Source organism: Streptococcus suis, assembly GCA_002831545.1.
GTDB lineage: Bacteria > Bacillota > Bacilli > Lactobacillales > Streptococcaceae > Streptococcus > Streptococcus suis_P.
In genome coordinates this window covers 561,648-583,148 of the sequence record CP025095.1, presented here as the reverse complement: position 1 = coordinate 583,148, position 21,501 = coordinate 561,648, and the positions used below count along the sequence as shown (strand labels likewise).

The 21,501-nt window shown below is 39.6% G+C and carries 24 protein-coding genes; 5 read left to right on the top strand and 19 right to left on the bottom strand.

The window, feature by feature from the left end:
- Positions 1-24 precede the first annotated feature (24 nt).
- From CWM22_02980 to CWM22_02940, 9 genes are all read right to left on the bottom strand, one after another.
- Positions 25-621 (bottom strand): DUF2140 domain-containing protein, encoded by a 597-nt coding sequence (locus tag CWM22_02980; protein AUC90945.1) that lies wholly within the window; start codon positions 619-621, stop codon positions 25-27.
- Positions 593-1,426, bottom strand: a complete 834-nt coding sequence (locus CWM22_02975) for a GDSL family lipase (protein ID AUC90944.1) — start codon at positions 1,424-1,426, stop codon at positions 593-595. The genes CWM22_02980 and CWM22_02975 overlap by 29 nt, the downstream gene beginning before the upstream one ends.
- The gene (locus CWM22_02970) at positions 1,419-2,252 is read right to left on the bottom strand and encodes a DegV family protein (GenBank protein ID AUC90943.1); all 834 of its coding nucleotides are present in this window, start codon (positions 2,250-2,252) and stop codon (positions 1,419-1,421) included. The genes CWM22_02975 and CWM22_02970 overlap by 8 nt, the downstream gene beginning before the upstream one ends.
- A 93-nt stretch (positions 2,253-2,345) precedes the next feature.
- Entirely contained in the window at positions 2,346-4,007 is a 1,662-nt protein-coding gene (gene recN, locus CWM22_02965; protein ID AUC90942.1) for a DNA repair protein RecN, read from the bottom strand.
- 2 nt (positions 4,008-4,009) lie between these two features.
- The gene (locus CWM22_02960; GenBank protein AUC90941.1) at positions 4,010-4,435 is read right to left on the bottom strand and encodes an arginine repressor; all 426 of its coding nucleotides are present in this window, start codon (positions 4,433-4,435) and stop codon (positions 4,010-4,012) included.
- Positions 4,428-5,249, bottom strand: coding sequence for a TlyA family rRNA (cytidine-2'-O)-methyltransferase (locus tag CWM22_02955; GenBank protein AUC90940.1), 822 nt, complete (start codon positions 5,247-5,249; stop codon positions 4,428-4,430). Before CWM22_02955 ends, CWM22_02960 begins: the two co-directional genes overlap by 8 nt.
- On the bottom strand, positions 5,242-6,114 hold the full coding sequence (locus CWM22_02950; protein AUC90939.1) for a polyprenyl synthetase family protein: 873 nt from the start codon (positions 6,112-6,114) through the stop codon (positions 5,242-5,244). The genes CWM22_02955 and CWM22_02950 overlap by 8 nt, the downstream gene beginning before the upstream one ends.
- Positions 6,114-6,329, bottom strand: a complete 216-nt coding sequence (locus CWM22_02945; protein ID AUC90938.1) for an exodeoxyribonuclease VII small subunit — start codon at positions 6,327-6,329, stop codon at positions 6,114-6,116. The genes CWM22_02950 and CWM22_02945 overlap by 1 nt, the downstream gene beginning before the upstream one ends.
- Complete coding sequence (locus CWM22_02940; GenBank protein ID AUC90937.1) at positions 6,304-7,647, bottom strand: exodeoxyribonuclease VII large subunit; 1,344 nt, start codon at positions 7,645-7,647, stop codon at positions 6,304-6,306. The genes CWM22_02945 and CWM22_02940 overlap by 26 nt, the downstream gene beginning before the upstream one ends.
- 165 nt (positions 7,648-7,812) lie before the next feature.
- Between CWM22_02940 and CWM22_02935 the strand changes: the two genes are divergently transcribed.
- The gene (locus CWM22_02935; protein AUC90936.1) at positions 7,813-8,721 is read left to right on the top strand and encodes a neutral zinc metallopeptidase; all 909 of its coding nucleotides are present in this window, start codon (positions 7,813-7,815) and stop codon (positions 8,719-8,721) included.
- A 208-nt stretch (positions 8,722-8,929) separates the two neighbouring features.
- Here the strand turns inward: CWM22_02935 and CWM22_02930 are convergent, their stop codons facing one another.
- Positions 8,930-9,481, bottom strand: coding sequence for a hypothetical protein (locus CWM22_02930; GenBank protein ID AUC90935.1), 552 nt, complete (start codon positions 9,479-9,481; stop codon positions 8,930-8,932).
- A 388-nt stretch (positions 9,482-9,869) separates the two neighbouring features.
- On the opposite strand from CWM22_02930, the gene CWM22_02925 reads away from it, so the two are divergent.
- Positions 9,870-10,103 carry a hypothetical protein gene (locus CWM22_02925; protein ID AUC90934.1) on the top strand — a complete coding sequence of 78 codons (234 nt, stop codon included), beginning with the start codon at positions 9,870-9,872 and terminating at the stop codon, positions 10,101-10,103.
- Here CWM22_02925 and CWM22_02920 read toward each other — a convergent pair.
- Both CWM22_02920 and CWM22_02915 read right to left on the bottom strand, forming a co-directional pair.
- Positions 10,087-11,457, bottom strand: a complete 1,371-nt coding sequence (locus tag CWM22_02920; GenBank protein ID AUC90933.1) for a sensor histidine kinase — start codon at positions 11,455-11,457, stop codon at positions 10,087-10,089. The two genes, CWM22_02925 and CWM22_02920, sit on opposite strands and share 17 nt — an antisense overlap.
- Before the next feature lies 1 nt (position 11,458).
- Entirely contained in the window at positions 11,459-12,109 is a 651-nt protein-coding gene (locus tag CWM22_02915; GenBank protein ID AUC90932.1) for a DNA-binding response regulator, read from the bottom strand.
- 228 nt (positions 12,110-12,337) lie between these two features.
- Between CWM22_02915 and CWM22_02910 the strand changes: the two genes are divergently transcribed.
- Entirely contained in the window at positions 12,338-13,039 is a 702-nt protein-coding gene (locus CWM22_02910) for a CAAX protease family protein (protein ID AUC90931.1), read from the top strand.
- 251 nt (positions 13,040-13,290) lie between these two features.
- Here the strand turns inward: CWM22_02910 and CWM22_02905 are convergent, their stop codons facing one another.
- The 3 genes from CWM22_02905 to CWM22_02895 are packed head-to-tail and all read right to left on the bottom strand — an operon-like array spanning position 13,291 to position 14,703.
- Positions 13,291-13,983, bottom strand: coding sequence for a hypothetical protein (locus CWM22_02905; protein AUC90930.1), 693 nt, complete (start codon positions 13,981-13,983; stop codon positions 13,291-13,293).
- Between the two features lie 53 nt (positions 13,984-14,036).
- Positions 14,037-14,531, bottom strand: coding sequence for a hypothetical protein (locus CWM22_02900; protein AUC90929.1), 495 nt, complete (start codon positions 14,529-14,531; stop codon positions 14,037-14,039).
- 31 nt (positions 14,532-14,562) lie between these two features.
- Positions 14,563-14,703 carry a hypothetical protein gene (locus CWM22_02895; GenBank protein AUC90928.1) on the bottom strand — a complete coding sequence of 47 codons (141 nt, stop codon included), beginning with the start codon at positions 14,701-14,703 and terminating at the stop codon, positions 14,563-14,565.
- A gap of 145 nt (positions 14,704-14,848) precedes the next feature.
- Between CWM22_02895 and CWM22_02890 the strand changes: the two genes are divergently transcribed.
- A protein-coding gene (locus CWM22_02890; protein AUC90927.1) for an IS630 family transposase occupies positions 14,849-15,884 on the top strand; the annotation gives its coding sequence in 2 pieces (ribosomal slippage) (positions 14,849-15,345 and positions 15,344-15,884; 1,038 coding nt in all).
- Between the two features lie 166 nt (positions 15,885-16,050).
- Here the strand turns inward: CWM22_02890 and CWM22_02885 are convergent.
- From CWM22_02885 to CWM22_02870, 4 genes are all read right to left on the bottom strand, one after another.
- Positions 16,051-16,899: a bifunctional methylenetetrahydrofolate dehydrogenase/methenyltetrahydrofolate cyclohydrolase gene (locus CWM22_02885; protein AUC90926.1), complete on the bottom strand. Its 849-nt coding sequence runs from the start codon at positions 16,897-16,899 to the stop codon at positions 16,051-16,053.
- A 233-nt stretch (positions 16,900-17,132) separates the two neighbouring features.
- On the bottom strand, positions 17,133-17,867 hold the full coding sequence (gene glnQ, locus CWM22_02880) for an amino acid ABC transporter ATP-binding protein (protein ID AUC90925.1): 735 nt from the start codon (positions 17,865-17,867) through the stop codon (positions 17,133-17,135).
- Entirely contained in the window at positions 17,860-18,549 is a 690-nt protein-coding gene (locus tag CWM22_02875; GenBank protein AUC90924.1) for an amino acid ABC transporter permease, read from the bottom strand. The genes glnQ and CWM22_02875 overlap by 8 nt, the downstream gene beginning before the upstream one ends.
- 125 nt (positions 18,550-18,674) lie before the next feature.
- Positions 18,675-18,905 (bottom strand): DUF1797 domain-containing protein, encoded by a 231-nt coding sequence (locus CWM22_02870; GenBank protein AUC90923.1) that lies wholly within the window; start codon positions 18,903-18,905, stop codon positions 18,675-18,677.
- 223 nt (positions 18,906-19,128) lie between these two features.
- On the opposite strand from CWM22_02870, the gene CWM22_02865 reads away from it, so the two are divergent.
- Complete coding sequence (locus CWM22_02865; GenBank protein ID AUC90922.1) at positions 19,129-21,357, top strand: ATP-dependent Clp protease ATP-binding subunit; 2,229 nt, start codon at positions 19,129-19,131, stop codon at positions 21,355-21,357.
- Positions 21,358-21,501 lie beyond the last annotated feature (144 nt).

The following is a 21,501-nucleotide window of genomic DNA, read 5'->3' as shown; positions in this document are numbered from 1 at the left end:
TTTGGTCAAGTTTTTAATGCTATTTCACTGTCTTTTTCTGTAGATATCAACAATGAATTGGTCGTTGTACAAATCAATCGTATTCGCCTTTCCATACAGACCAAATTTGTTCTTCAGTTCTGTCAGTTGAACCTGTACTTGCGCTTGTTCGGAGTCTATTTTTACAAAGGCAGGTAGTTTATAATTTTTTTGTAAATAAGCTAATACCTCTGTTTTCGGCAAGGATAAACTTCCAACTGATATTTCTGTTATCCGTAACAAAATACTGCCATCTTCCATTTTGCTAGGTTGAAAATAAATGTAGAGTGGGATAGTCACACCAAAAATCTGATAGCTGCCTTCAAAAACTACTTGTTGACTCGTTATGAATAATTGATAGGAAAACTCTTCCGTCTGATACTCTTTTAGATAGTTAGTGAGGGTTTGGTTGAGCTGTTCCCTGTTAGTGGAGAAGGTCCCAACCTTGGTATCTTCTGTACTAGTCTGAACGAGCTTTGTTAAATCCTCTCTATCTGTTTGAATCCGTGTATAGAGGACTATTCCGCAACCAATCAATAAAGCCAACTGGGCTAAAAATAGCCATTTCCAAATATTAAGGTTCCCAGCTTTCCGTGGTCTCATTCATTCTCTCCAATATCGCTTTTTTCATAATCTCATATCCAGTATTATTGGGATGGAAACTGTCTTCCTCATACAGTAAATTATTGGTAACTTGGCTACCATTTTGACTAATACCAGCCTCGCCTTCCAATCCTTTATAGAGCAAATCATTGATTGGAACAAAGTAGACATGCTGATATTTTTCCGTTATCTGTTCTGTCATCGTATTCCAATTATCAACAATTGTCTGCATTTCTGTCAATTCAGGAAAATTGAGGTAAAGTGGATTGTAAATCCCGACAACATAGATGGGAAGATTTGGATTATTCTTACGCGCTGTCTTAATAATTGTATCCAATCGTTTTCCGTAATCTTTTGCGGGCTTATCAAAAGTTGAAACTTTGAGATTGGCGATGTTTTTAATAATAGCCTTGCGCAAATCGTTGCCACCAACTGTCAGAGTTAACAGATCTGCTGTTTTTAAGTAACTTATCAGCTCGCCATCTTCCTTCATTCGCTTAAGAATCTGATTACTGGTATTCCCAGAAACTCCGAAATTTTTATAATCTACTTCATAACCATAATCGTTAGTTAGAGATTGAGCCAACAAGGGAACAAAGCCCCCCTGTCCAGTTGTATCTCCAACACCTTCTGTCAAAGAATCACCAAGTGCCACATATCGAAAACTGATTTTTTCTGATACGGTAAGCTCTTGCCTGGAGATTCGAGATGAGGCAACAGGAATGAGTTGATGAAATAGAAAAATCGACCCTAGAATTGCCAGAAAAAAGAAAACAAAGCCTTGAATCAACTTCCTGTTATTCATAACGAATCAAAATAGCCCAGGCATCCTCACCGGTATGAGTTTGAATGATGGAACCTGTCTCTAAAACAGAAATTTCTTTTGAGACGTACTCTTGTAATTGACTCTTCATTTCATTTGCAAAATCAGCCGTTCCTGAATAGGAAATACCAATCTCGGCTACTTTTTTATCTGCTAGAGTTGCCGTGAACTCTTCCAGCCATTTTTTAAAGGTCTTATTGCCTCGTCCTTTGACAATCGGAGTCAACTGATGGTCTTTCATTTCCATGATGACACGGATATTGAGTAGGCTACTCAGCATCCCTTGAACACGTCCAATACGACCACCCTTGACTAGATTTTCTAGGGTTGATACACCGATGTATAATTCCGTTTTTTCTTTGACTGTTTCAATAGCTGCAAGGATTTCTTCTTTGCTGGCACCAGCTTGTGCCATGCGTGCTGCTTCTACAACTTGGAATTTTTCAGCCTGATCTGTAAAGCTTGAATCGAGTATTGTCACATCAGCACCAGAAAGGGTTGCTCCTTGTCTAGCAGCTTCTACTGTCCCTGACAAGGCATGCGACAAGAGAATGGCAATAATCTGACTGCCATCTTTAGCCAAATCAGCAAAAGTTTCCGCAAAGAGTCCTACTGGGGGCTGGCTTGTTTTTGGCAAGTTTTTCGACCCACGCATGAGCTCTAAGAATTCTCCTTCTTTTAAATCGTTGTCAGAGTATACGACTCCGTCAACCATTACAGATAATGGAACAACTGTTATATTCAATTCTTCGACCAAACTGGGTTCGATAGTCGTACTTGAATCCGTAACAATCTTAATCTTTGACATATTTCATCCTACAATTCTCTTCAATTTTGCCATCTATTATAACAAATTTTAACTAAAAAATAAACTTTGGACATAAGCAAAAAGGCTAGTCGCCTAACCTTTTTCTACTAATTCTTTTGCTTGATTACGGGCTGCATCTGTGATTTTGTCACCGGCTAACATCTTGGCAATTTCCTCAATACGCTCTTCTTTGGTCAAGAGACGGACACGAGAAACAGTCGAATGTTCGTCGGATATTTTCTCAATAAAGAACTGATAATCTGCAATAGCAATGACTTGTGGTAGATGAGAAATCGCCAATACTTGACCATATTGTCCGATTTTATAAATTTTCTGGGCAATGGCCTGGGCAACACGTCCAGACACCCCTGTATCCACCTCATCAAAGACAATAGAAGTTTTACCTTCTTTACGGGCAAAGGCTGACTTAATGGCCAACATCAAGCGAGACAATTCTCCTCCAGAAGCTACCTTAACCAATGGTTTGAAGTCTTCGCCAGGATTGGTGGAGATGTAAAATTCTACTGTTTCATTTCCTTCTCGATTAAATTTTCCTTTAGTAAATCGAACTTGGAAACGAGCTTTCTCCATATACAAGTCTTGCAATTCTTGGCGGATAATATCTTCTAAAACAAGAGCCAATTCATGGCGTGATTGGCTGAGCTGACCTGCTCGTTCAACCAATTCTTTCTCTAAGTTCTTAAGCTGAACTTCCAAATCATCACCAGATAAATCATTGCCTGTCAATAGATTGTATTCTTCACTGATTTTACTAAAATAGTCCAAAACATCATCGACAGTTCCGCCATATTTCTTCGTAATGGTATTGAGCAAATCCAGACGACTTTCCAATTGCATGAGACGATTGCCGTCAAAGTCTAGATTGTCCACCACATCGCTGAGACGCTTGGTCACATCTTCAACGACATAATAAGCTTCTGTCAGGCTAGAAGAGAGCTGTTTGTAGTCTGGATCAAATTCTTCCAGACTTTGCAAGTCACTCATAGCTGAGCGTAGGTTGTTCAAGCTTGAAAAATCTTCATTGTCTAACAGTGCATAGGCATTGGTCAGTGTATCTGCAATTTGTTTGTGGTTGAGCAGTTTATCGCGTTCCTGATTGAGTTGAATATCTTCGCCAGCCTTCAAATCTGCTGCTTCGATTTCAGCAATTTGGTATTCCAACATCTCAATCCGCGCCTTGTGTTCCTGCTCATTTTTTTGCTTTTCAAGAACTCGTTTTCGGAGGTCGCGATAGGCATCAAAGGTTGTCTGATAACGGTCTTTAAGACTCCAAAACTCATCTTCTCCGAAACTGTCCAAAAGACGGATATGGTGCTGGGATTTCATCAATTCTTCCTGGTCATGTTGACCATGAATATCTACTAAATATTGCCCAATCTGTTTCAAGACTGATAAATTGACCATTTGCCCATTGACACGGCTGACCGAACGGCCATTTTGTAGGATTTCACGACGGATAATAAGTTCGTCTGCTACTTCAATCCCCTGTTCAAGCAAAATCTGCTCAAGAGCTCTGCCATTTTCAAAGGAAAAAAGCCCTTCAATTTCAGCCTTGGCGGCCCCATGTCTGATAACATCTGTCGTCGCACGCGCCCCTAGCATCAGGTTCATGGCGTCGATGATAATGGATTTACCTGCACCTGTTTCACCAGATAAGATGGTCATCCCGTTTTCAAAATTCAGTGATACCTGCTCAATAATGGCGAAGTTTTTAATGGACACTTCTAGTAACATGGCTACCACCCTCTAACCGTCTGTTCAATTTGCGAAATAATGCCTTCGTTTATAACAATGAGCAGAATACTGTCATCATCAGCAATCACTGAAAAAATATGTTCTTGAAATTGTTCCAAAATCCGGCGTTTGACCACAGCAGAGCTTCCAGGTACCAGACGGAGATTAATCATTTTATCCATCACTGAGACTTCAAAAACATTCTGCGATTTTACCTTAACAAGACCTGCCTTTGGTAAACCATAAATATATCCCTTATCCGCTGATGGAACCTTAATAATGCCAAGTTCCTTGATATCACGTGAAACCGTTGCTTGTGTCGCATTGACACCCATTGCTTCTAGACGTTCAACAATTTCTTCCTGTGTATCAATAGGAAATCGGACTACCAAATCTTTAATGACTTCTAATCGTTCTCGTTTATTCATCCTTTTTAAATTCCTCATGTGCTTGATAGACTGTAGTTGTTATGACCTCTTTATCAATCTGGTTTGGTTGTGTTGATTTTTCTAAGTGCGCTAAAAATTCGATATTGCCATGACCGCCTTGAACGGGAGAAAAGCTAAGGGCTTTGACTGAGAAGCCTGTTTCCACGGCCATTTTTGTCACATCTTCCAAGACTTTCAAGTGAACGGATTTATCCTTGACAATGCCATTTTTCCCAATCTGTTCACGTCCAGCCTCGAATTGGGGTTTGACCAAGGCTACAACCTGGCCGCCCTCCGCTAAAATACGATGGAGTGCTGGCAAAATCAGACTCAATGAGATAAAGCTGACGTCAATGGACGCAAAACTTGGTTGACCAAGTTCGAAATCTCCCAACTCAGCATAGCGGAAATTGTACTGTTCCATGCTGATTACACGCTCATCCTGACGTAATTTCCAAGCCAATTGATTGGTCCCTACATCCACAGCATAGACCTGCTTGGCACCAGCCTGCAACATAACATCCGTAAATCCGCCTGTAGAAGCCCCAATATCAATCGTTGTTTGACCCTCAACTGATAATTGGAAAACCTGCAAGGCTTTCTCCAATTTGAGACCACCACGGCTGACATACTTGAGTTTTTCCCCCTTGAGCTTGAGTTCAATTCCCTCGTCAATCTTCTCACCTGGTTTGTCGTAGCGTTCCCCGTTGATGACGGATATAACTAAGCCAGCCATAACACCGCGTTTGGCCTGCTCCCGCGTCTCGAAAAGCCCCTGTTTAAAAGCTAGTACATCTACTCTTTCCTTAGCCATTGATTCGTAAACTTTCTATCAATTGATACACTTCTTGCCCCTTAAAGCCATTGTGTTCTTCTAATTCCTTAAAAATGGCCACGGCCTTATTCAATGAATCCTGAACAATGAATTTGGACTCTTCTAACCCTAACAAGCTTGGATATGTTGCTTTTTCAGCCGCCAAATCTTTCCGAGGCGTTTTCCCCAATTCATCAAAATCTGCCGTTACATCTAAAATATCATCTCGAACCTGGAAGGCATGACCAATCAACATCCCAGCTTGCCACAAGGAACCGACAACGGAACTAGGCTGTTGCGTAATAATCCCTGCTGCATGAAATGGGAATGTCAATAATCGACCTGTCTTGTTGCTATGGATATTTATCAGGTCAAAAATTTCCAATTTTTTTCCTTCACCTAGCATGTCCAGCATTTGACCACCGACCATCCCAAAGGTTCCAGATGCTAATGACATAAGCTGTACCAATTCAAGTAAAACCTGGTTTGGCAAATCAGCCAGAGACAGGAGGCCAAAAGCGTCCAAAAAGAGGCTATCGCCTGCTAAAATAGCTGTCGCTTCGTCAAATTTCTTATGATTGGTGAGTCGACCTCTACGGTAATCATCATCATCCATGGCAGGAAGATCATCGTGAATCAGGCTTCCCGTATGAATCATCTCTAAGGCAGCGGCCACTTGGTAGTGGGCTTGCTGTAATTCGACCCCAAATCCTTCCACGATTTGAAGCAATAAGACCGGTCGAATCCGCTTTCCACCACCATCAATCGAATACAAAATCGCATCAATTAATTCTTCCGAAACAATTGTTCCACGGTTGTAATAAAAATCGCGAATTTCCTGATTAATCCGTTTCACATCAACCATTAATCCATCTCCGCTTCACTGCCATCCGTCTGCATGACCTTGACCAAGGTCTTTTCAGCTTCTGCTAGTGTCTTTTGTAGGTCTTTCGATAGGACCATTCCTTTTTGAAACTCGGCAAGTGCTTCTTCCAAGGCAACATCACCACGCTCCAATTTGGTTACAATTCCTTCTAATTCAGCTAAATTTTCTTCAAATGTTTTTGTCTTTTTGGACATGATTTACCTCCACATCAAGTTGACCATCCCTCATCTGAATGGTTAGGTGTTCACCCTTTTGTATCGTTTCTACACTGTCTAAAACTCGACCATCTTGTAAAAGCATGGCATAACCACGGGCTACGATGCGACTGGTATCCAGCATAGTCAAGGCCTCAATCAGCTTGTCCGCCTTGGCCATCTTATTGTCATAGATATTAGCCATATTGCTCTTCAAGAGTCGTTCCTGCTGGATAATTCTCTCTTGGAAACTCTCTACTTTACGACCTGGATGCACACCTTGTAATCGTTGCTGTAGTAAGAGACTAGCCTGTTTCTGCTGGCTGTAGAGTTCTTTCATCCGTGTCTGCAATTGATTGGTCAAGCGGTCTAATTTTTGTAAATAACCATCATACAAGCGTTCAGGCTGGCGGAACATGACTGACTGGCTAATTTTCTCAAGCTGACCTCTTAGGAATTTCAAACGATTGGTCATAGCCTGATAGGCTCTATTTTCCTGCTGATTGAGGTAGCCCAGTAAGTCTGCCTTGGTCACAGGTGTTGCTAATTCTGCGGCAGCTGTCGGAGTGGCTGCCCTACGGTCTGCCACAAAGTCTGCCAGAGTCGTATCCGTTTCGTGACCCACACTGGAAATGATAGGAATACGGGATTCAAAAATAGCCCGAACCACAATTTCTTCATTGAAAGCCCAAAGGTCTTCGATAGAACCACCGCCACGACCAACAATCAGAACATCCAAGTCATCCCGTTCATTGGCTCTTTGAATATTAGTAACAACCTCCTGAGCAGCACCATCTCCTTGCACCTTGGTCGGATAGAGAATAATCTCTACGCCTGGAAAACGTCGGCTAACGGTTGTAATAATATCCTGAATAACGGCTCCACTTGGACTAGTAATGACACCGATTTTCTTGGTAAACCGTGGCAAGGCTTGCTTGAATTCTTCTTTAAATAAGCCTTCCTGTGTCAGAGCTTGTTTGAGCTGTTCAAACTTGATTGCCAAGGCTCCAATACCATCTGGCTCAGCTTTTTCAATGACAATGGAATAAGAACCATTTGGTTCATAGAGCTGAATGCGCCCAATGACATTGATTTTCATTCCCTCTTCAAGTTCAAAGCCCAGATTCTTATAGACTCCCGCCCACATAGTCGCCTGGATGACTGCCTTGTCATCCTTGAGCGAAAAATATTGATGGCTAGGGCGTTTACGGAAGTTGGACACTTGACCTGTCAAATACACCTTCTCCAAATACGGATCGCGGTCAAACTTTAATTTTAAATACTTAGTTAGATGACTAACCGATAAATATTCAACCATGTCCACTCCTTCTATATTGTATCCCTACTATTATACCAAATTTTGCACTTTTATACAGAACTATGCCTATTATTTCCGATAGCTTTCCTGTGTTTTTTCAACAATTTGCTATATAATAGTTTGTGAGAATATAAGAACTTGTTGACAGGTTCTAAGGAGATTTATATGAAAATTGATGATTTACGAAAAAGTTCTAACATTGAGGACCGCAGGGGACAATCCAGTTCTAACTCATCTTTCTCGTCTGGTTCATCTGGCGGAAATGTTCTATTGGGACTACTCTTTTCACGACTTGGTTGGAAAGGAAAACTACTTGTTCTTGTCCTTTTATTAGCCTTCGGAGGCATGTCAAACCTTGGTGGGCTGCTTTCCCCATCAACTGGGACTAATCCTTACCAATCGAGTCAAGTCACAAGGACTGGTACAGATGTGTCTGATGCAGATGCTGAATTCATGAGTACGTTTTTAGGATCGACAGAAGATTTTTGGGTCCAAGAATTTAAAGCCAATGGTTTAACCTACAATGCACCGACTATGGTTTTCTATACTAACCAGACCCAAACTGGATGTGGAGTGAGTTCCGCCCAAGCCGGTCCATTCTATTGCTCTGCTGACCGCAAGATTTATATTGATACTTCTTTCTATCAAGAATTGTCTAGCAAGTATAAGGCTGCTGGTGACTTTGCCACGGCTTATGTCATCGCTCATGAAGTTGGTCACCATGTTCAAAATGAATTAGAAGTTCTTGGGGCCTACCATCAAAAACGGGCTCAACTATCCGATAAGGAAGGCAATGCGCTAAATGTTCGCTTAGAATTGCAAGCTGACTATTATGCAGGAGCCTGGGCCAAATATGTTGATGGACAAGGCATCTTGGATGCTGGTGATATTGACGAAGCCATGAATGCTGCCCATGCAGTTGGTGACGATACTCTTCAGCAGGAAGCCTACGGCCGTACTGTTCCAGACAGTTTTACCCACGGCACTTCTGAGCAAAGGAAAAAATGGTTTAACCTCGGCTATACCTATGGTGACCTTGCCCACGCCGATACATTCTCCGTAGAGAAACCGTAAACATCCATAGCCTCTCGTAGCAATAAAGAAACTCTTACAACATACACTTTTGCAAGAGTTTCTTTATAATATACAACTGACAGAAGCCAATTTACACATACGGTACCACTTTTAAATATGAAAACTGAATCATGTAAACTTACTCATCAACTCTAATTAGAGCGGTATCCTAGTTTCAAACAATATCACAATTATTATTTAGCAAACTTTAATTATTTCCAGTTATCTCTGCTGCAGACTGCACAGTTCCGTTTGGAATAATCACTGTTTTCAACAAGTTATTTTCCTCGTGAATACGTCTGTATAAGATAACCATGTAGACTGGAAATAAGATGAGAAAACTATATTTTGCATGACACAATAAAGCTAAACCGATTAATTCTGGTATAATATTTAGGAAATAGTTAGGATGCTTTACAACACGAAACAACCAATGATCAACAAAACGATGATCTTTTACCAACATGAGCTTAACTGTCCAAATATCACCTAACAATCGTGTTACCCAAAATAACATTCCCATTGAAAACAGCAAGAATATCAAACCTAAGCTACTAAGCGTATCAAACTTGGCGTGTCGCACTACTGCCTCAACCAAACATGATAAATAAAATAGAATATGTACAACTGTTAATAATTTAGTATTTTGAACACCAAATTCTGAACCGCCGTTTTTCAAAATCCGTTTTTCGTTTTTAATGGAAATCTTCAAAAAATAGATTCTCACCAAAAAAATACAAATAACCAAAAAAACAACCATAAATCCCTCCTGTATTTTAATAGATTTTATCAAACACATTCATTATACAAGGTTAGACTGTCGCCATTCTATTCCTCTCCTGTTTTTTTCCTATTTTCCATTTTTCCATTTGAGACTACAATAAAAGAGACCTGTTTTCAAAAATGGATGAAATCATGTCTCTTTTATAGTCTTTTAGTTTACTTTTAGTACTCGCTCCAAAGGTTTGGGGAACCTTTGGAGGTTGGAGATAGGGCGAAGCAAGTTCGCTTCAATAGCTGCAGACAGCTTGTACAGTCGAGTGACTGTGCAAGGTTGGAGATAGCACTTGCGGAGCAAGTCACCCCTGCAGAGTACAGCAAAGCGAGTTCAAACAATCCAGTGGAATGTTTTAAGTTGGAAATAGGGAGTGGGAAAGAACTCGACCATCCATAGAAGAGTTCGTTTTCCCACCCCCGCACAGTTGATTAGGTCAGATTTGGAGTGTAAAACACGAACAAATCTGCCAATCAACCACTGCGCTGAGATGTTGACACAAACCCTGAGAAGTGGCGCTGGACTTTTTGCCCAGCCTCCTTACGTCGAAGTAATAAAAGAAAAACTAAATGTCTATATTATAATTTTACCTATATCAATTCATTAGATTGCAAATGAATCATAAAGCGCATAGTTTGTGTATCAGAAGCATAAAAAGTGTACGGAAAGCCGTGTTTTTCCAATATTTTCTGTACAATAAACAAACCAATCCCTGTACCACCATCTTTCTTATCACGGCTGTAGTCTGGACGATAGAATGGACGAAAGACTTGATCCAATTCCTCGTCACTTAAAACACGTTCAACCTGATTTTCGATTATTAATTGATTTTGGCGCAGTACTACACGAATAGTAGCTTCTTTACATGAGTACCGAAAGGCATTATCTAAAATATTCTTAATAGCTTTTAAGAAATAATCAGGATTTCCTTCAATGAGAACCGGTGATAGTTCTACTTCAAATTGATATCCCTTAACCTCTGCCAAACTCTGATAACTTGTTAAAGAGGAATCAATCAACTGATCTAATCGGATTTGTTCTCTGCTTTCCTTTAAAGCCATATCAAGATTTGTAGCTTCTAAAATAGAATGAACTAGCTCAGATTGTTCCTGCAAGATTTCCTTGCATTTTTTTAAATATGTATCATGGTCCTTAAATGGCCCCACATTATAAATCATGCCTTCGACTAACCCCAACATACTAGCTATTGGAGTTTTTAATTCGTGTGATGTGATACGGAGGAAATCAGACTTCTCCTTCTCACGTGCCATAGCACGTTCATTTTCCGTTCTTAATTCATCGATACTTGACAATAACTTGCTATACAGGCTGTTAATATCCTGAGCCAATGCTGTTATTTCATCTGTTCCTACAACAGCACAACTGATTCCAGACTCTAACGATTGCATCCGTCTTGTTGTTTCTGAAATTCTTGCTATTCTACGAGTGGACAGCCTACTGTAAACAAAAGCTACCGAAACTGCCAGAACAATAATCAACAGCAATATGAATGGATAAAAAGTTACCAATGTTTGACTGACATCCGATAATGAGTGGAATCCATAATTAAATAACAGATAATATGTAACTCCTTCTGCCGATGTTATCTCGACGCCCCCAGAACCAATTTCATCAAAATCTCCATTTTCTAAATACTCTTTCTCATACTTTTTGGCCATTTCATCATTGGGGTCTGGATAAATAATTTCTCTATCACTCGAAAAAAGACTAATAATAATCTTCGGAGTTTTTCTGTCGTAATCATCAATCTCAGATATAATCTTAGCTTCTGGCATCCCATCCAATTGTTTAGCCACAGTCATATAATCATGTCTCAATTCCTGTTTCTTAACCTGATTATAATATATAGGCATAGCATAATACAATAACCCTAACAATGTTACAGAGATGAAAGAAATCATCACAGCAACAACTATGAAATTTTTTCTAGCAATCCCCATATCAAGTATCCTCTATTTGATAACCACGACCAACAACTGTCTTCAAAGGAAGTGACGGCAATTTTTTACGTATATTCTTGATATGATTATCTAAGACACGACTATCCAATTCCGTATATCCCCATATTCCCATCATCAAGTTATCACGACTAACAATTTTCCCACGTCGTTTAGCTAAATATAGTAAAACTTCATATTCTTTTTTTGTTAATTGAACTTCTTCTTCTTCCATATAAACTGCCCCACTAGTTGGTTGAATAAGAATTGTTCCTATCTCAATGCTATCTGTATCTCCTTTTCCTCTCAAAATATTCTCAATCCGTTTTACCAATATAGTTGGTGAAAATGGTTTAACAACATAATCACTTATAATCTGATTAAAACTAATAAGCTGTGTATATTCGTCACCCATGGCTGTCAGCATCAAAATTGGAATCTGAGAAGTTTTGCGAATTTCCTTCAGTACTTCCAAACCTGTCATAGACGGAATCATGATATCTAAAACAATTAAATCGAATTGTTCTTCTTGAAACCTTTCTAAAGCAACCTTTCCATCAAAAACAGATTCTACCTGATAACCATATTCTTTTAAAAACTCACAAACAACTTGACTAATAACTATGTCATCCTCGACAACCAAGATCCTTGACATTTTTATACCTCCTCGTAAAGTTCTATTATAAAATATTATTATACAATTATATACCGATTCGTACAATGGTGCAACTCTATCATAGATAAATAGAGCATCATGTTCTGCTATTTCAGCTTTCTTTTGACTTCTTCTGTTTAAAACAGATAAAAAACAGATGAAACCAAGGACATATATAGATTTGTTTGATAAACTGAACTAAACAAAAATGAAAGGAGCTATCCCATTATGTGGAGTCCAAAAAAATTAACCGTATTAAAATGGTTTGATATTCTCATTCTAACAATTATTTTATTTGGAGATGGAATCATCAACTCTACTCTCCAATACATAGCCTTACAAAATCAAACTACAACTCTTCAAGAAAATTTGACATTTTCAACAATGGACAATTATAAGGCTTTGGCTCTACAGTTAGTTTGGCTCACAATAGCCATCTTCTATCTATTACTCCGAAATTTTGATTTCTCAATTTGGAAAAAACATATTTTTATTACTCCTTGGGTTCCATTACAAGCTGTTGCCTTATTCATTTTCTCTGCATTATGCTTGGATATCTATCATTTAGTATCCTATCAGTTTCTAGCTTCCAACACTCCATCCATGTTTCAATTATTTCCTAACATTGATTTATCACTGATTTTGTACTCATTGTTGAACGGATTTTATGAAGAAATTTTCTTCCTTAACCTGTGCTTACTGGTTAACCCTAAATATGCAAAATGGGCATTTTTATATTCATTAATTATTCGATGCAGTTTCCATACCTATCAAGGTTTAATTAGTGCACTCGGTTTAGGCTTAATTCTAGGAACTATTTTCTATCTACTTTATCAAAAAATAAAACCTAAAAATTTATTACCATTTTTCCTAGCACATGCGGTGGCTGATGTTATCGGTTTAACTATTCTATCATATATTCTATACTAGTTATCTAACAGATAATTTGAACACAAGCTATCCTCATATCACCAAAGACTGAGTGGATACCTACTAGTCATGACCACCCGTGAAAACGGGTGGTTTATTTTATGTAATTTAGAGAAAAGAGTGCCAAAAAACGCATAAAATCGTGTTGCTAAGAACGTTGATTTTATACATTTTATTATCAATATTTTTTTGAAATTTATATTTATGCCCAACTATACTTCTCAGAATCAATATCCATATCTCATCTCAGCCTATAGATTGACAGACTCTAATTTATAAGTAACGGTCTGTACATCTCTGCGGTAGTCTCGAAAGAGAATTTTTGAGAAACGATTTTCTTCCTTCCATTTATTAAATATAGCATTGTCCATAAACCCTGCAGACCGACCCCATTGCGCATCAAATTCTCCCTTTCCATTTTCAAACGCCCTATACTCATCCCCACCAGCACCTTCTGACTTATAGTGATTTAAAATATCCGTGTTACTCTGATCTACTAACTTAGTTAGTTTTAAGCCATCTGGAATGATAAAATAGTATCCACCAATTGATTCATAAAATGCCCAATCTCTAGATTTGAAAGTCACTTTCCACTCAATTTTTTTATCGGTTACGGAAGTTGCTTCTATCAAAACGGATTGCTGTACTTGAAATGGTTTGCCTGGATAGTTTGTATCTTGGATGTAAGCCAGTTGTTTCTCATTCGGCAATTCTGGAGTAACAGGGAGGGATTCCATATCCAAATTATTTTCAGCTGACCTTACAGCACGCGGTGTAAATTCAGAAAGGGTTGAATCCTCAACCTTTGGCTCTGGGGTTGCTTCAGCCTTTGGCTCAGAAATGACATTCTCGATTTCCTCTAGGTTAGCAGACTGGTTTGGAACTTTATCGGCTTGATTTTCTCCATTCTCAGCTCCTTTTATATCTTGTTCTTCAACTGTCAATGGCTATTCTTCTAACGTTTGGTTAGATTCTATTGTCACAAGGCTTGCATCGGTTAATGCCTCCGTATCCGCCTTGATATTTGATCTGATTGTATTACATTATTCTTATCATCTACCCATTTCGAAACCCTGTAACCTTTTTTTAGAATAACATCATTCGGTTTTCGATCATTATCAAGCGGAGCTTCTTTAATAGCAATTTCTTTCAAAAATTCTGCTAACGTTGTCCCTGCAGAAATTGTTCTTTGGAAATTACCTTGATAAATATAATAATAGAAATCCAAATCCGTAATTTCTGAATTTTCCCCTCCTTTAACTGTAACGGTAATCTTATCTTTTGATTTTAAACCTTCTATAGGAGCTTCAGTTTCTTTGTCTACCTCAGGAACTGAAGGTGCTTTCTTTTCTGGTTTCTCAGTGTTTGGATTTCTAAAATCTAAATTATTCGACTTTGGATTTACCTGCTCTAACTTCTTAAGAGTCAATTCTAAACTAGCAACCGAAACGATTTGCTTAAATAGATGATTCTGATGATCAAAATTTTTCATTACTGCAACTAGTGAAATATTTTTCAGTGACCTATCTAAAATCTTTCCTTTTAACCGATAAGTTACTTTCATCAACTTTTACAACTGTTCCAAACCACATAAGCGCAATCATAACAGAAGCTAATCCAACCTTACTCTTTCTCAACGAAAAAATTTCAGTCTGTCTATTCATTTTTTCTCCTTGTTTTCTATCATTTAATACTCAACACACACAGTGCCTACTCTAATTATAGAAAACCAATCTCACATAGTATTATGTTTCGTTTGTTTTTTATCTAATACTATTCAAAAAACAAAAACTAACCTATAATAGATTTATGAAACTTACTATCGAACAAACGAAAGAATTAAAAACTTATTTGAAAGATAAAACCTATTCTCCATTTCATAGACGACTTCAAGTTATCTTGTTCAGAGCAGAAGGTCTTAGCTATAAGGAAATCACTAACCTCATCGGCTATTCAAAGTATACAATCTGGTCCTTACAGCGCAAGTACGAACTTGAGGGGATTTCAGCTCTAGTAAGAGAAACGCGAGGTGGACGGAACCGTCAATATTTAACCCTTCAAGAAGAGGAAGCGTTTCTAAAAGAACAGTTAACAGCCTCACTAAATGGCGAATTTGTGACGATAAACTCTCTCTATGAAGCTTATCAGAAACGGGTTGGACACCCTACGACCAAGGAAGGATTCTATGCCATTCTTAAACGCCATGGTTGGCGCAAAGTGACGCCAAGACCAGAACACCCTAAAAAAGCAGACGCCGAAACGATTCTAGCGTCTAAAAATAAAATCTTCATTCACGAAAACAGGAAAGCGCTTCAAGAATAGTCGTCGCTATCATAAAGTCAGGCTAATGTATCAAGATGAGGCGGGTTTCGGTCGGATCAGTAAAATTGGGAAGGCCTGGGCACCAAAAGGGGTGAGACCGCATGTACATAGTCACTATATTCGTGAGTATCGCTATTGCTATGGTGCTGTTGATGCCCATACAGGAGAGTCCTTCTTCATTATCGCTGGGGGCTGTAATACAGATTGGATGAATGTTTTTCTCAAACAACTATCTGAAGCTTATCCTGACGATTATATTTTATTAGTGATGGACAATGCCGTTTGGCATAAATCAAGTACCTTAGAGAAACCACATAATATTGGTTTTGAGTTTATTCCTCCCTATACTCCTGAAATGAATCCAATTGAACAAGTTTGGGCTGAGATTCGAAAGAGAGGGTTTAAGAATAAAGCTTTTAAAACACTAGACGATGTGATAAACAAGCTTCAAGAAGTAATACGAGAGTTAGATTGGTCTATTTTAAAACCAATTGTTAGTAGACAATGGTTTAAAAACACTTGACTGGTTTGCTTTTGATTTTTGTTGAGTATAATCTGCCCATGCTCATTCCTAAGAATATGCCTCAAAACAAAGCTGGGCTCAAGCCCAGTACCACTTCTCTGATTTCGGCTTCCCGTTCCCAAAATAAAAAATACCAGCTACACCACATAGCTGATATTTCAAATAATTATTTTGCACTTCTGACACAAGCCTCGTAAGTCTGCTCCATGAGCATGGTAATGGTCATCGGACCAACTCCACCTGGAACAGGGGTAATATGACTAGCAACTTCTGATACCTCATCGTATTTGACATCACCGATTAGCTTGCCATTTTCATCACGATTCATACCAACATCAATCACCACGGCACCTGGCTTAACAAATTCCTTGGTCACAAAATGACCACGACCAATGGCAACAACAAGAATATCGGCCTGACGAGCAAGCTCTGGCAAGTTTTTGGTACGAGAATGCGCAATCGTTACAGTAGCATTGGCATCCAACAGCAGCTGTGCCATCGGTTTACCAACAATATTAGAACGACCAATAACTAAAGCTGACTTCCCTTCCAGCTCAATCTGATATTCCTTGAACATTTCCATAATTCCTGCTGGGGTAGATGGAATCATAACAGGATGACCTGACCAAAATTTCCCCATGTTAGTCGGATGAAAACCATCCACATCCTTATCTGGGTCAATGGCCAACAAGACCTTCTCCTCGCTGATGTGGGCTGGTAAGGGCAATTGCACCAAAATACCATGCCATTCATCATCCTGATTATAGCGCTCAATCAAATCCAACAAGTCTGACTCAGAAATCGTATCTGGAACGCGAACAACCTCACTCTTGAATCCAGCAGCCAGAGCTGACCGCTCCTTATTCCGTACATAAACCTGACTAGCAGGATTTTCGCCAACTAAAATAACTACAAGACCTGGTACCAACCCCTTTTCTTCTTTTAATCGAGCAGTTTTCTCCGCCAAGGCAGCCTGCAATTTTACACCTAGTGCTTTCCCATCAATGACTGTCATACCTACACTCCTTTTGTTTTTTCTATTATACCCTAAAATTCTCCGACTGACTATACTTGTACAAAGTAGACTATAGCATATAGCAAAAAACTCCGAACAATGTCGGAGTCGTACTTATTTGTTCATTTACAGTCATTTGAATTAACTTTGATACATCGTCACTTTCGACTTGCCGTACTTTAGTACAGCCTGCGCCTCAGTTCCTTGTCTGAAAGCTAATTCATTCGACTATATTACAAGACCTTAGACAAGAAATCCTTGGTCCGTTCTTCCTTGGTATGTTCAAAGACTTCTTCAGGCGTTCCATCCTCCACGATGACACCGCCATCCATAAAGATAACCCTGTCAGCTACCTCACGCGCAAATCCCATCTCATGAGTCACGATAACCATGGTCATCCCCGACTTGGCTAAATCCTGCATAACAGCAAGAACTTCACCAACCATTTCAGGGTCTAGTGCAGAGGTCGGTTCATCAAAAAGTAGGACATCTGGGTCCATAGCCAGACCACGTGCAATAGCGATCCGCTGTTGCTGACCACCTGAAAGACTTTGTGGATAGGCATTCGCCTTATCTGGCAATCCTACCTTTTCAAGTAATTCCTTAGCCTTCTTCTCAGCCTCATCCTTTGCAATTCCCTTTGTCTTAATAGGTGATAAAGTAATATTATCTAATACCGTCATATTTGGAAAAAGATTGAACTGTTGAAAAACCATTCCCATCTTTTCACGCATCTTGAAAATATCATTTGACTTGTCAGTAATATCAACACCTTCAAATGTAACAGTTCCCTTGGTTGGCACTTCTAAGAGGTTCATTGTACGTAAGAAAGTCGATTTCCCTGACCCTGATGGACCGATAATAACAACCACCTGACCTTGTTGAATATCTAAATCAATTCCTTTTAGAACCTCATTCTTTCCGAAGTACTTATGTAAATCCTTGATAGAAATAATCGCATTAGACATGGAACTGCCCTCCCTTGTTCAACTTTTTCTCAAACGACTGAATAATCACTGTTAGCACCGTTGTCATAATTAGATAATAGCTCGCTGCAAATACAAGTGGTGTTAAAGGAATATAAGAAGTGGATTGAACTGTCTGAGCACCGTTCCATAATTCCATCACACCGATGGTTGACAAAAGTGAACTATCCTTAACAATAGTCACAAATTCATTTCCCAAGGCTGGAAGGATATTCTTGATAGCCTGTGGCATGATAACGTAACGCATCGCCTGCTTTGGTCTAATACCAAGCGAATAAGCTGCTTCCAGCTGTCCTTTTGGTACAGCATTAATACCTGCACGAACAGTTTCAGATACATAGGCACCCGAGTTCATCGAAATAACAATGATACCTGGAATCAAGCGCGTCAAATCAACCGTCAAAATTCCTAGCTGAAAAGTTGGTGCTACAAAATGTGTCATCGCAAAAGCAATCATAATCTGGACAATCATCGGTGTCCCACGGAAAATCCAGACATAGATATTGGCAGTCCAAGCTAAAACTTTATACTTACTACGCTGAGCAAAGGCAAGCAACACACCTAAAATACTACCAAAAAATACTGAGAAAAATGCAATAATGAGGGTAACAATTGCCCCGTAATTAAAATAAGCCCAATACTCAGGCAAAAAAGAAAAATTCATTCATCTTACTCCAATTCTGTCATTTAGAGTCTATTATATCATTTTTGAATATTTATGCAACACTTTTGTTTATAATATTCAATTTACACAAGAAAAAAGCACCCTTAGGTGCCTCTCACTTCTTCTTAGTACAATAGCTCATAGATTTCCATTGCAATCAAGTCGATGCTGTCAAACGCGTACGTTTCACGAGCAGCAACATCACGCAAGGTAAATACTGAACCATTTTCCTCGTCATAGCTATAAGCCACTTCTGCAACAACAATACCATCACGTTCGAAATTACGTTTCAACGTACCGCCGTCATTAGCCATAGCCTCCAGACGATTGATAATTCTCACCAAATGTGATTCCATATTCGTTCTCCTAATCCTTTTTATAGGAATATTTTACCACATATTGCCAAAAAAGTCTTATTTTTTCCCTATTTTCTTCCTATCGTCCTATTTTTCATAGAAAGTTTTTCCAAGCGTAGCAGTTTCTTGATTTTTCTATGAATCTTGTTATAATAAAGCTAGAACTGACCTTTTTTGACTATTTAACAATAGGTCACATTTTTTCACAGAAAGAGGTAGAATTATGCTCTGCAAAAATTGTAATATCAACGACGCAACGATCCATCTCTACACCAACTTAAACGGTAAACAGCAGCAGGTAGACCTCTGTCACAACTGCTACCAAATCATGAAAACAGACCCTAATAATGCCATCCTACGTGGGTTGGGAGATTTAACAAATCCTAACAATATGGATCCCTTTAGTGAATTCTTCAATCACCTAGGTGGCTATCCTGGCAATACCCCTGCTGGAAAAAATCGCGAACAGACTCCTCCCACTCAAGCCGGTGGGCATAATGGACGTGGTGGACAGACCCCTCCTCCGCAACAACCCCAACAACCAAATGGGCTCCTTGAAGAATTTGGTATCAACGTTACCGAAATTGCCCGTCGTGGGGATATTGATCCAGTAATCGGTCGCGATCAAGAAATTACCCGTGTCATCGAAATTCTCAACCGTCGTACAAAAAACAACCCTGTTCTTATCGGTGAGCCTGGTGTAGGTAAAACAGCGGTTGTTGAAGGCTTGGCTCAAAAAATTGTCGATGGCGATGTCCCACAGAAATTACGCGACAAGGAAGTCATTCGTCTGGATGTTGTCAGCCTCGTACAAGGAACAGGTATCCGTGGACAATTTGAAGAACGCATGCAAAAACTCATGGAAGAAATCCGTAATCGTCGCGAAATCATTCTTTTTATTGACGAGATTCACGAAATTGTCGGTGCTGGCTCTGCAGGCGATGGTAACATGGATGCAGGCAATATCCTCAAACCAGCCCTCGCACGTGGTGAAATGCAGCTAGTCGGTGCAACAACGCTCAACGAGTACCGTATTATCGAAAAAGATGCCGCCCTAGAACGCCGTATGCAACCTGTAAAAGTTGAAGAACCAAGTGTCGAAGAAACCATTACTATTCTCAAAGGTATCCAAAATAAATACCAGGATTACCATCATGTTAAATACTCCGATGCTGCTATCGAAGCGGCCGCAGTACTGTCCAACCGCTACATTCAAGACCGTTTCCTACCAGACAAAGCCATTGACCTTCTGGATGAAGCTGGTTCAAAAATGAATTTGACCCTCAACTTTATTGATCCAAAGGAAATTGACCAACGCCTGATTGATGCTGAAAATCGGAAAGCACAAGCTACACGGGATGAGGACTATGAAAAAGCGGCCTATTTCCGTGACCAAATTGCTAAGTACAAGGAGATGCAAAAGGCAACTATCAGCGAAGAAGATATTCCACTCATTACTGAAAAAGAAATTGAGGCCATCGTTGAGCAAAAAACAAATATCCCAGTTGGTGATTTAAAAGAAAAGGAACAGTCCCAGCTTGTGAACCTCGCTAGTGACTTAAAAGCCCATGTTATCGGACAAGATGAAGCAGTTGACAAGATAGCTAAAGCCATCCGCCGTAATCGTGTCGGTCTCGGTGCTCCAAATCGTCCAATCGGCTCCTTCCTCTTTGTCGGACCAACCGGTGTCGGTAAAACAGAGCTGTCCAAGCAACTAGCGATTGAACTCTTCGGTTCGGCTGACAGCATGATCCGCTTCGACATGTCCGAATACATGGAAAAACACGCTGTCGCTAAACTCGTCGGTGCCCCTCCAGGTTATGTAGGCTACGAGGAAGCCGGTCAGCTAACGGAAAAAGTCCGTCGTAATCCTTACTCACTCATCCTCCTTGACGAAGTTGAAAAAGCCCACCCAGATGTCATGCACATGTTCCTTCAGGTCTTAGACGATGGGCGTCTGACAGATGGACAAGGTCGGACAGTCAGCTTCAAAGATACCATTATCATCATGACATCAAATGCTGGTACTGGAAAAGTTGAAGCAAGTGTCGGTTTTGGTGCGGCTATAGAAGGGCGGACTCAATCAGTCCTTGGCCAACTTAGCAATTTCTTCACACCTGAATTTATGAACCGATTTGACGGTATTATTGAGTTCCAACCACTGAGCAAGGAAAACCTACTTGAAATCGTCAGCCTCATGCTAGACGATGTAAACAAACGCCTTTCTCACAATGGCATCAGCCTCCATGTAACAGATAAAGTTAAGGAGAAATTAGTGGATCTTGGCTACGATCCAAAGATGGGAGCTCGTCCACTACGCAGAACCATCCAAGATCAGATTGAAGATGCTATCACCGACTTCTACTTAGAACATCCAGCAGAAAAAGACCTACGTGCTGTCATGTCAAGTAAAGGTACAATTCAAATCAAGGCACAAACAAAGACAAAATAAGAAAATAGAGCTGCTCTCTACGAGTAGCCTATTTTACTGTTTTGATATTCTATTTTTCTAAATTTTCCCCATCTCCATCCTATAAAAAAACTTTACTTTGTAAAGCCTATCACAAGGAAAAATAATAAAAAAGTGGTATAATGT

Excerpts from the sequence above, each read along its gene's own strand:
- CWM22_02980 (AUC90945.1), bottom strand. The coding sequence starts at position 621 with ATGAGACCACGGAAAGCTGGGAACCTTAATATTTGGAAATGGCTATTT.
- CWM22_02975 (AUC90944.1), bottom strand. The coding sequence starts at position 1,426 with ATGAATAACAGGAAGTTGATTCAAGGCTTTGTTTTCTTTTTTCTGGCA.
- CWM22_02970 (AUC90943.1), bottom strand. The coding sequence starts at position 2,252 with ATGTCAAAGATTAAGATTGTTACGGATTCAAGTACGACTATCGAACCC.
- recN (AUC90942.1), bottom strand. The coding sequence starts at position 4,007 with ATGTTACTAGAAGTGTCCATTAAAAACTTCGCCATTATTGAGCAGGTA.
- CWM22_02960 (AUC90941.1), bottom strand. The coding sequence starts at position 4,435 with ATGAATAAACGAGAACGATTAGAAGTCATTAAAGATTTGGTAGTCCGA.
- CWM22_02955 (AUC90940.1), bottom strand. The coding sequence starts at position 5,249 with ATGGCTAAGGAAAGAGTAGATGTACTAGCTTTTAAACAGGGGCTTTTC.
- CWM22_02950 (AUC90939.1), bottom strand. The coding sequence starts at position 6,114 with ATGGTTGATGTGAAACGGATTAATCAGGAAATTCGCGATTTTTATTAC.
- CWM22_02945 (AUC90938.1), bottom strand. The coding sequence starts at position 6,329 with ATGTCCAAAAAGACAAAAACATTTGAAGAAAATTTAGCTGAATTAGAA.
- CWM22_02940 (AUC90937.1), bottom strand. The coding sequence starts at position 7,647 with ATGGTTGAATATTTATCGGTTAGTCATCTAACTAAGTATTTAAAATTA.
- CWM22_02935 (AUC90936.1), top strand. The coding sequence starts at position 7,813 with ATGAAAATTGATGATTTACGAAAAAGTTCTAACATTGAGGACCGCAGG.
- CWM22_02930 (AUC90935.1), bottom strand. The coding sequence starts at position 9,481 with ATGGTTGTTTTTTTGGTTATTTGTATTTTTTTGGTGAGAATCTATTTT.
- CWM22_02920 (AUC90933.1), bottom strand. The coding sequence starts at position 11,457 with ATGGGGATTGCTAGAAAAAATTTCATAGTTGTTGCTGTGATGATTTCT.
- CWM22_02915 (AUC90932.1), bottom strand. The coding sequence starts at position 12,109 with ATGTCAAGGATCTTGGTTGTCGAGGATGACATAGTTATTAGTCAAGTT.
- CWM22_02910 (AUC90931.1), top strand. The coding sequence starts at position 12,338 with ATGTGGAGTCCAAAAAAATTAACCGTATTAAAATGGTTTGATATTCTC.
- CWM22_02900 (AUC90929.1), bottom strand. The coding sequence starts at position 14,531 with ATGAAAAATTTTGATCATCAGAATCATCTATTTAAGCAAATCGTTTCG.
- CWM22_02895 (AUC90928.1), bottom strand. The coding sequence starts at position 14,703 with ATGAATAGACAGACTGAAATTTTTTCGTTGAGAAAGAGTAAGGTTGGA.
- CWM22_02885 (AUC90926.1), bottom strand. The coding sequence starts at position 16,899 with ATGACAGTCATTGATGGGAAAGCACTAGGTGTAAAATTGCAGGCTGCC.
- glnQ (AUC90925.1), bottom strand. The coding sequence starts at position 17,867 with ATGTCTAATGCGATTATTTCTATCAAGGATTTACATAAGTACTTCGGA.
- CWM22_02875 (AUC90924.1), bottom strand. The coding sequence starts at position 18,549 with ATGAATTTTTCTTTTTTGCCTGAGTATTGGGCTTATTTTAATTACGGG.
- CWM22_02870 (AUC90923.1), bottom strand. The coding sequence starts at position 18,905 with ATGGAATCACATTTGGTGAGAATTATCAATCGTCTGGAGGCTATGGCT.
- CWM22_02865 (AUC90922.1), top strand. The coding sequence starts at position 19,129 with ATGCTCTGCAAAAATTGTAATATCAACGACGCAACGATCCATCTCTAC.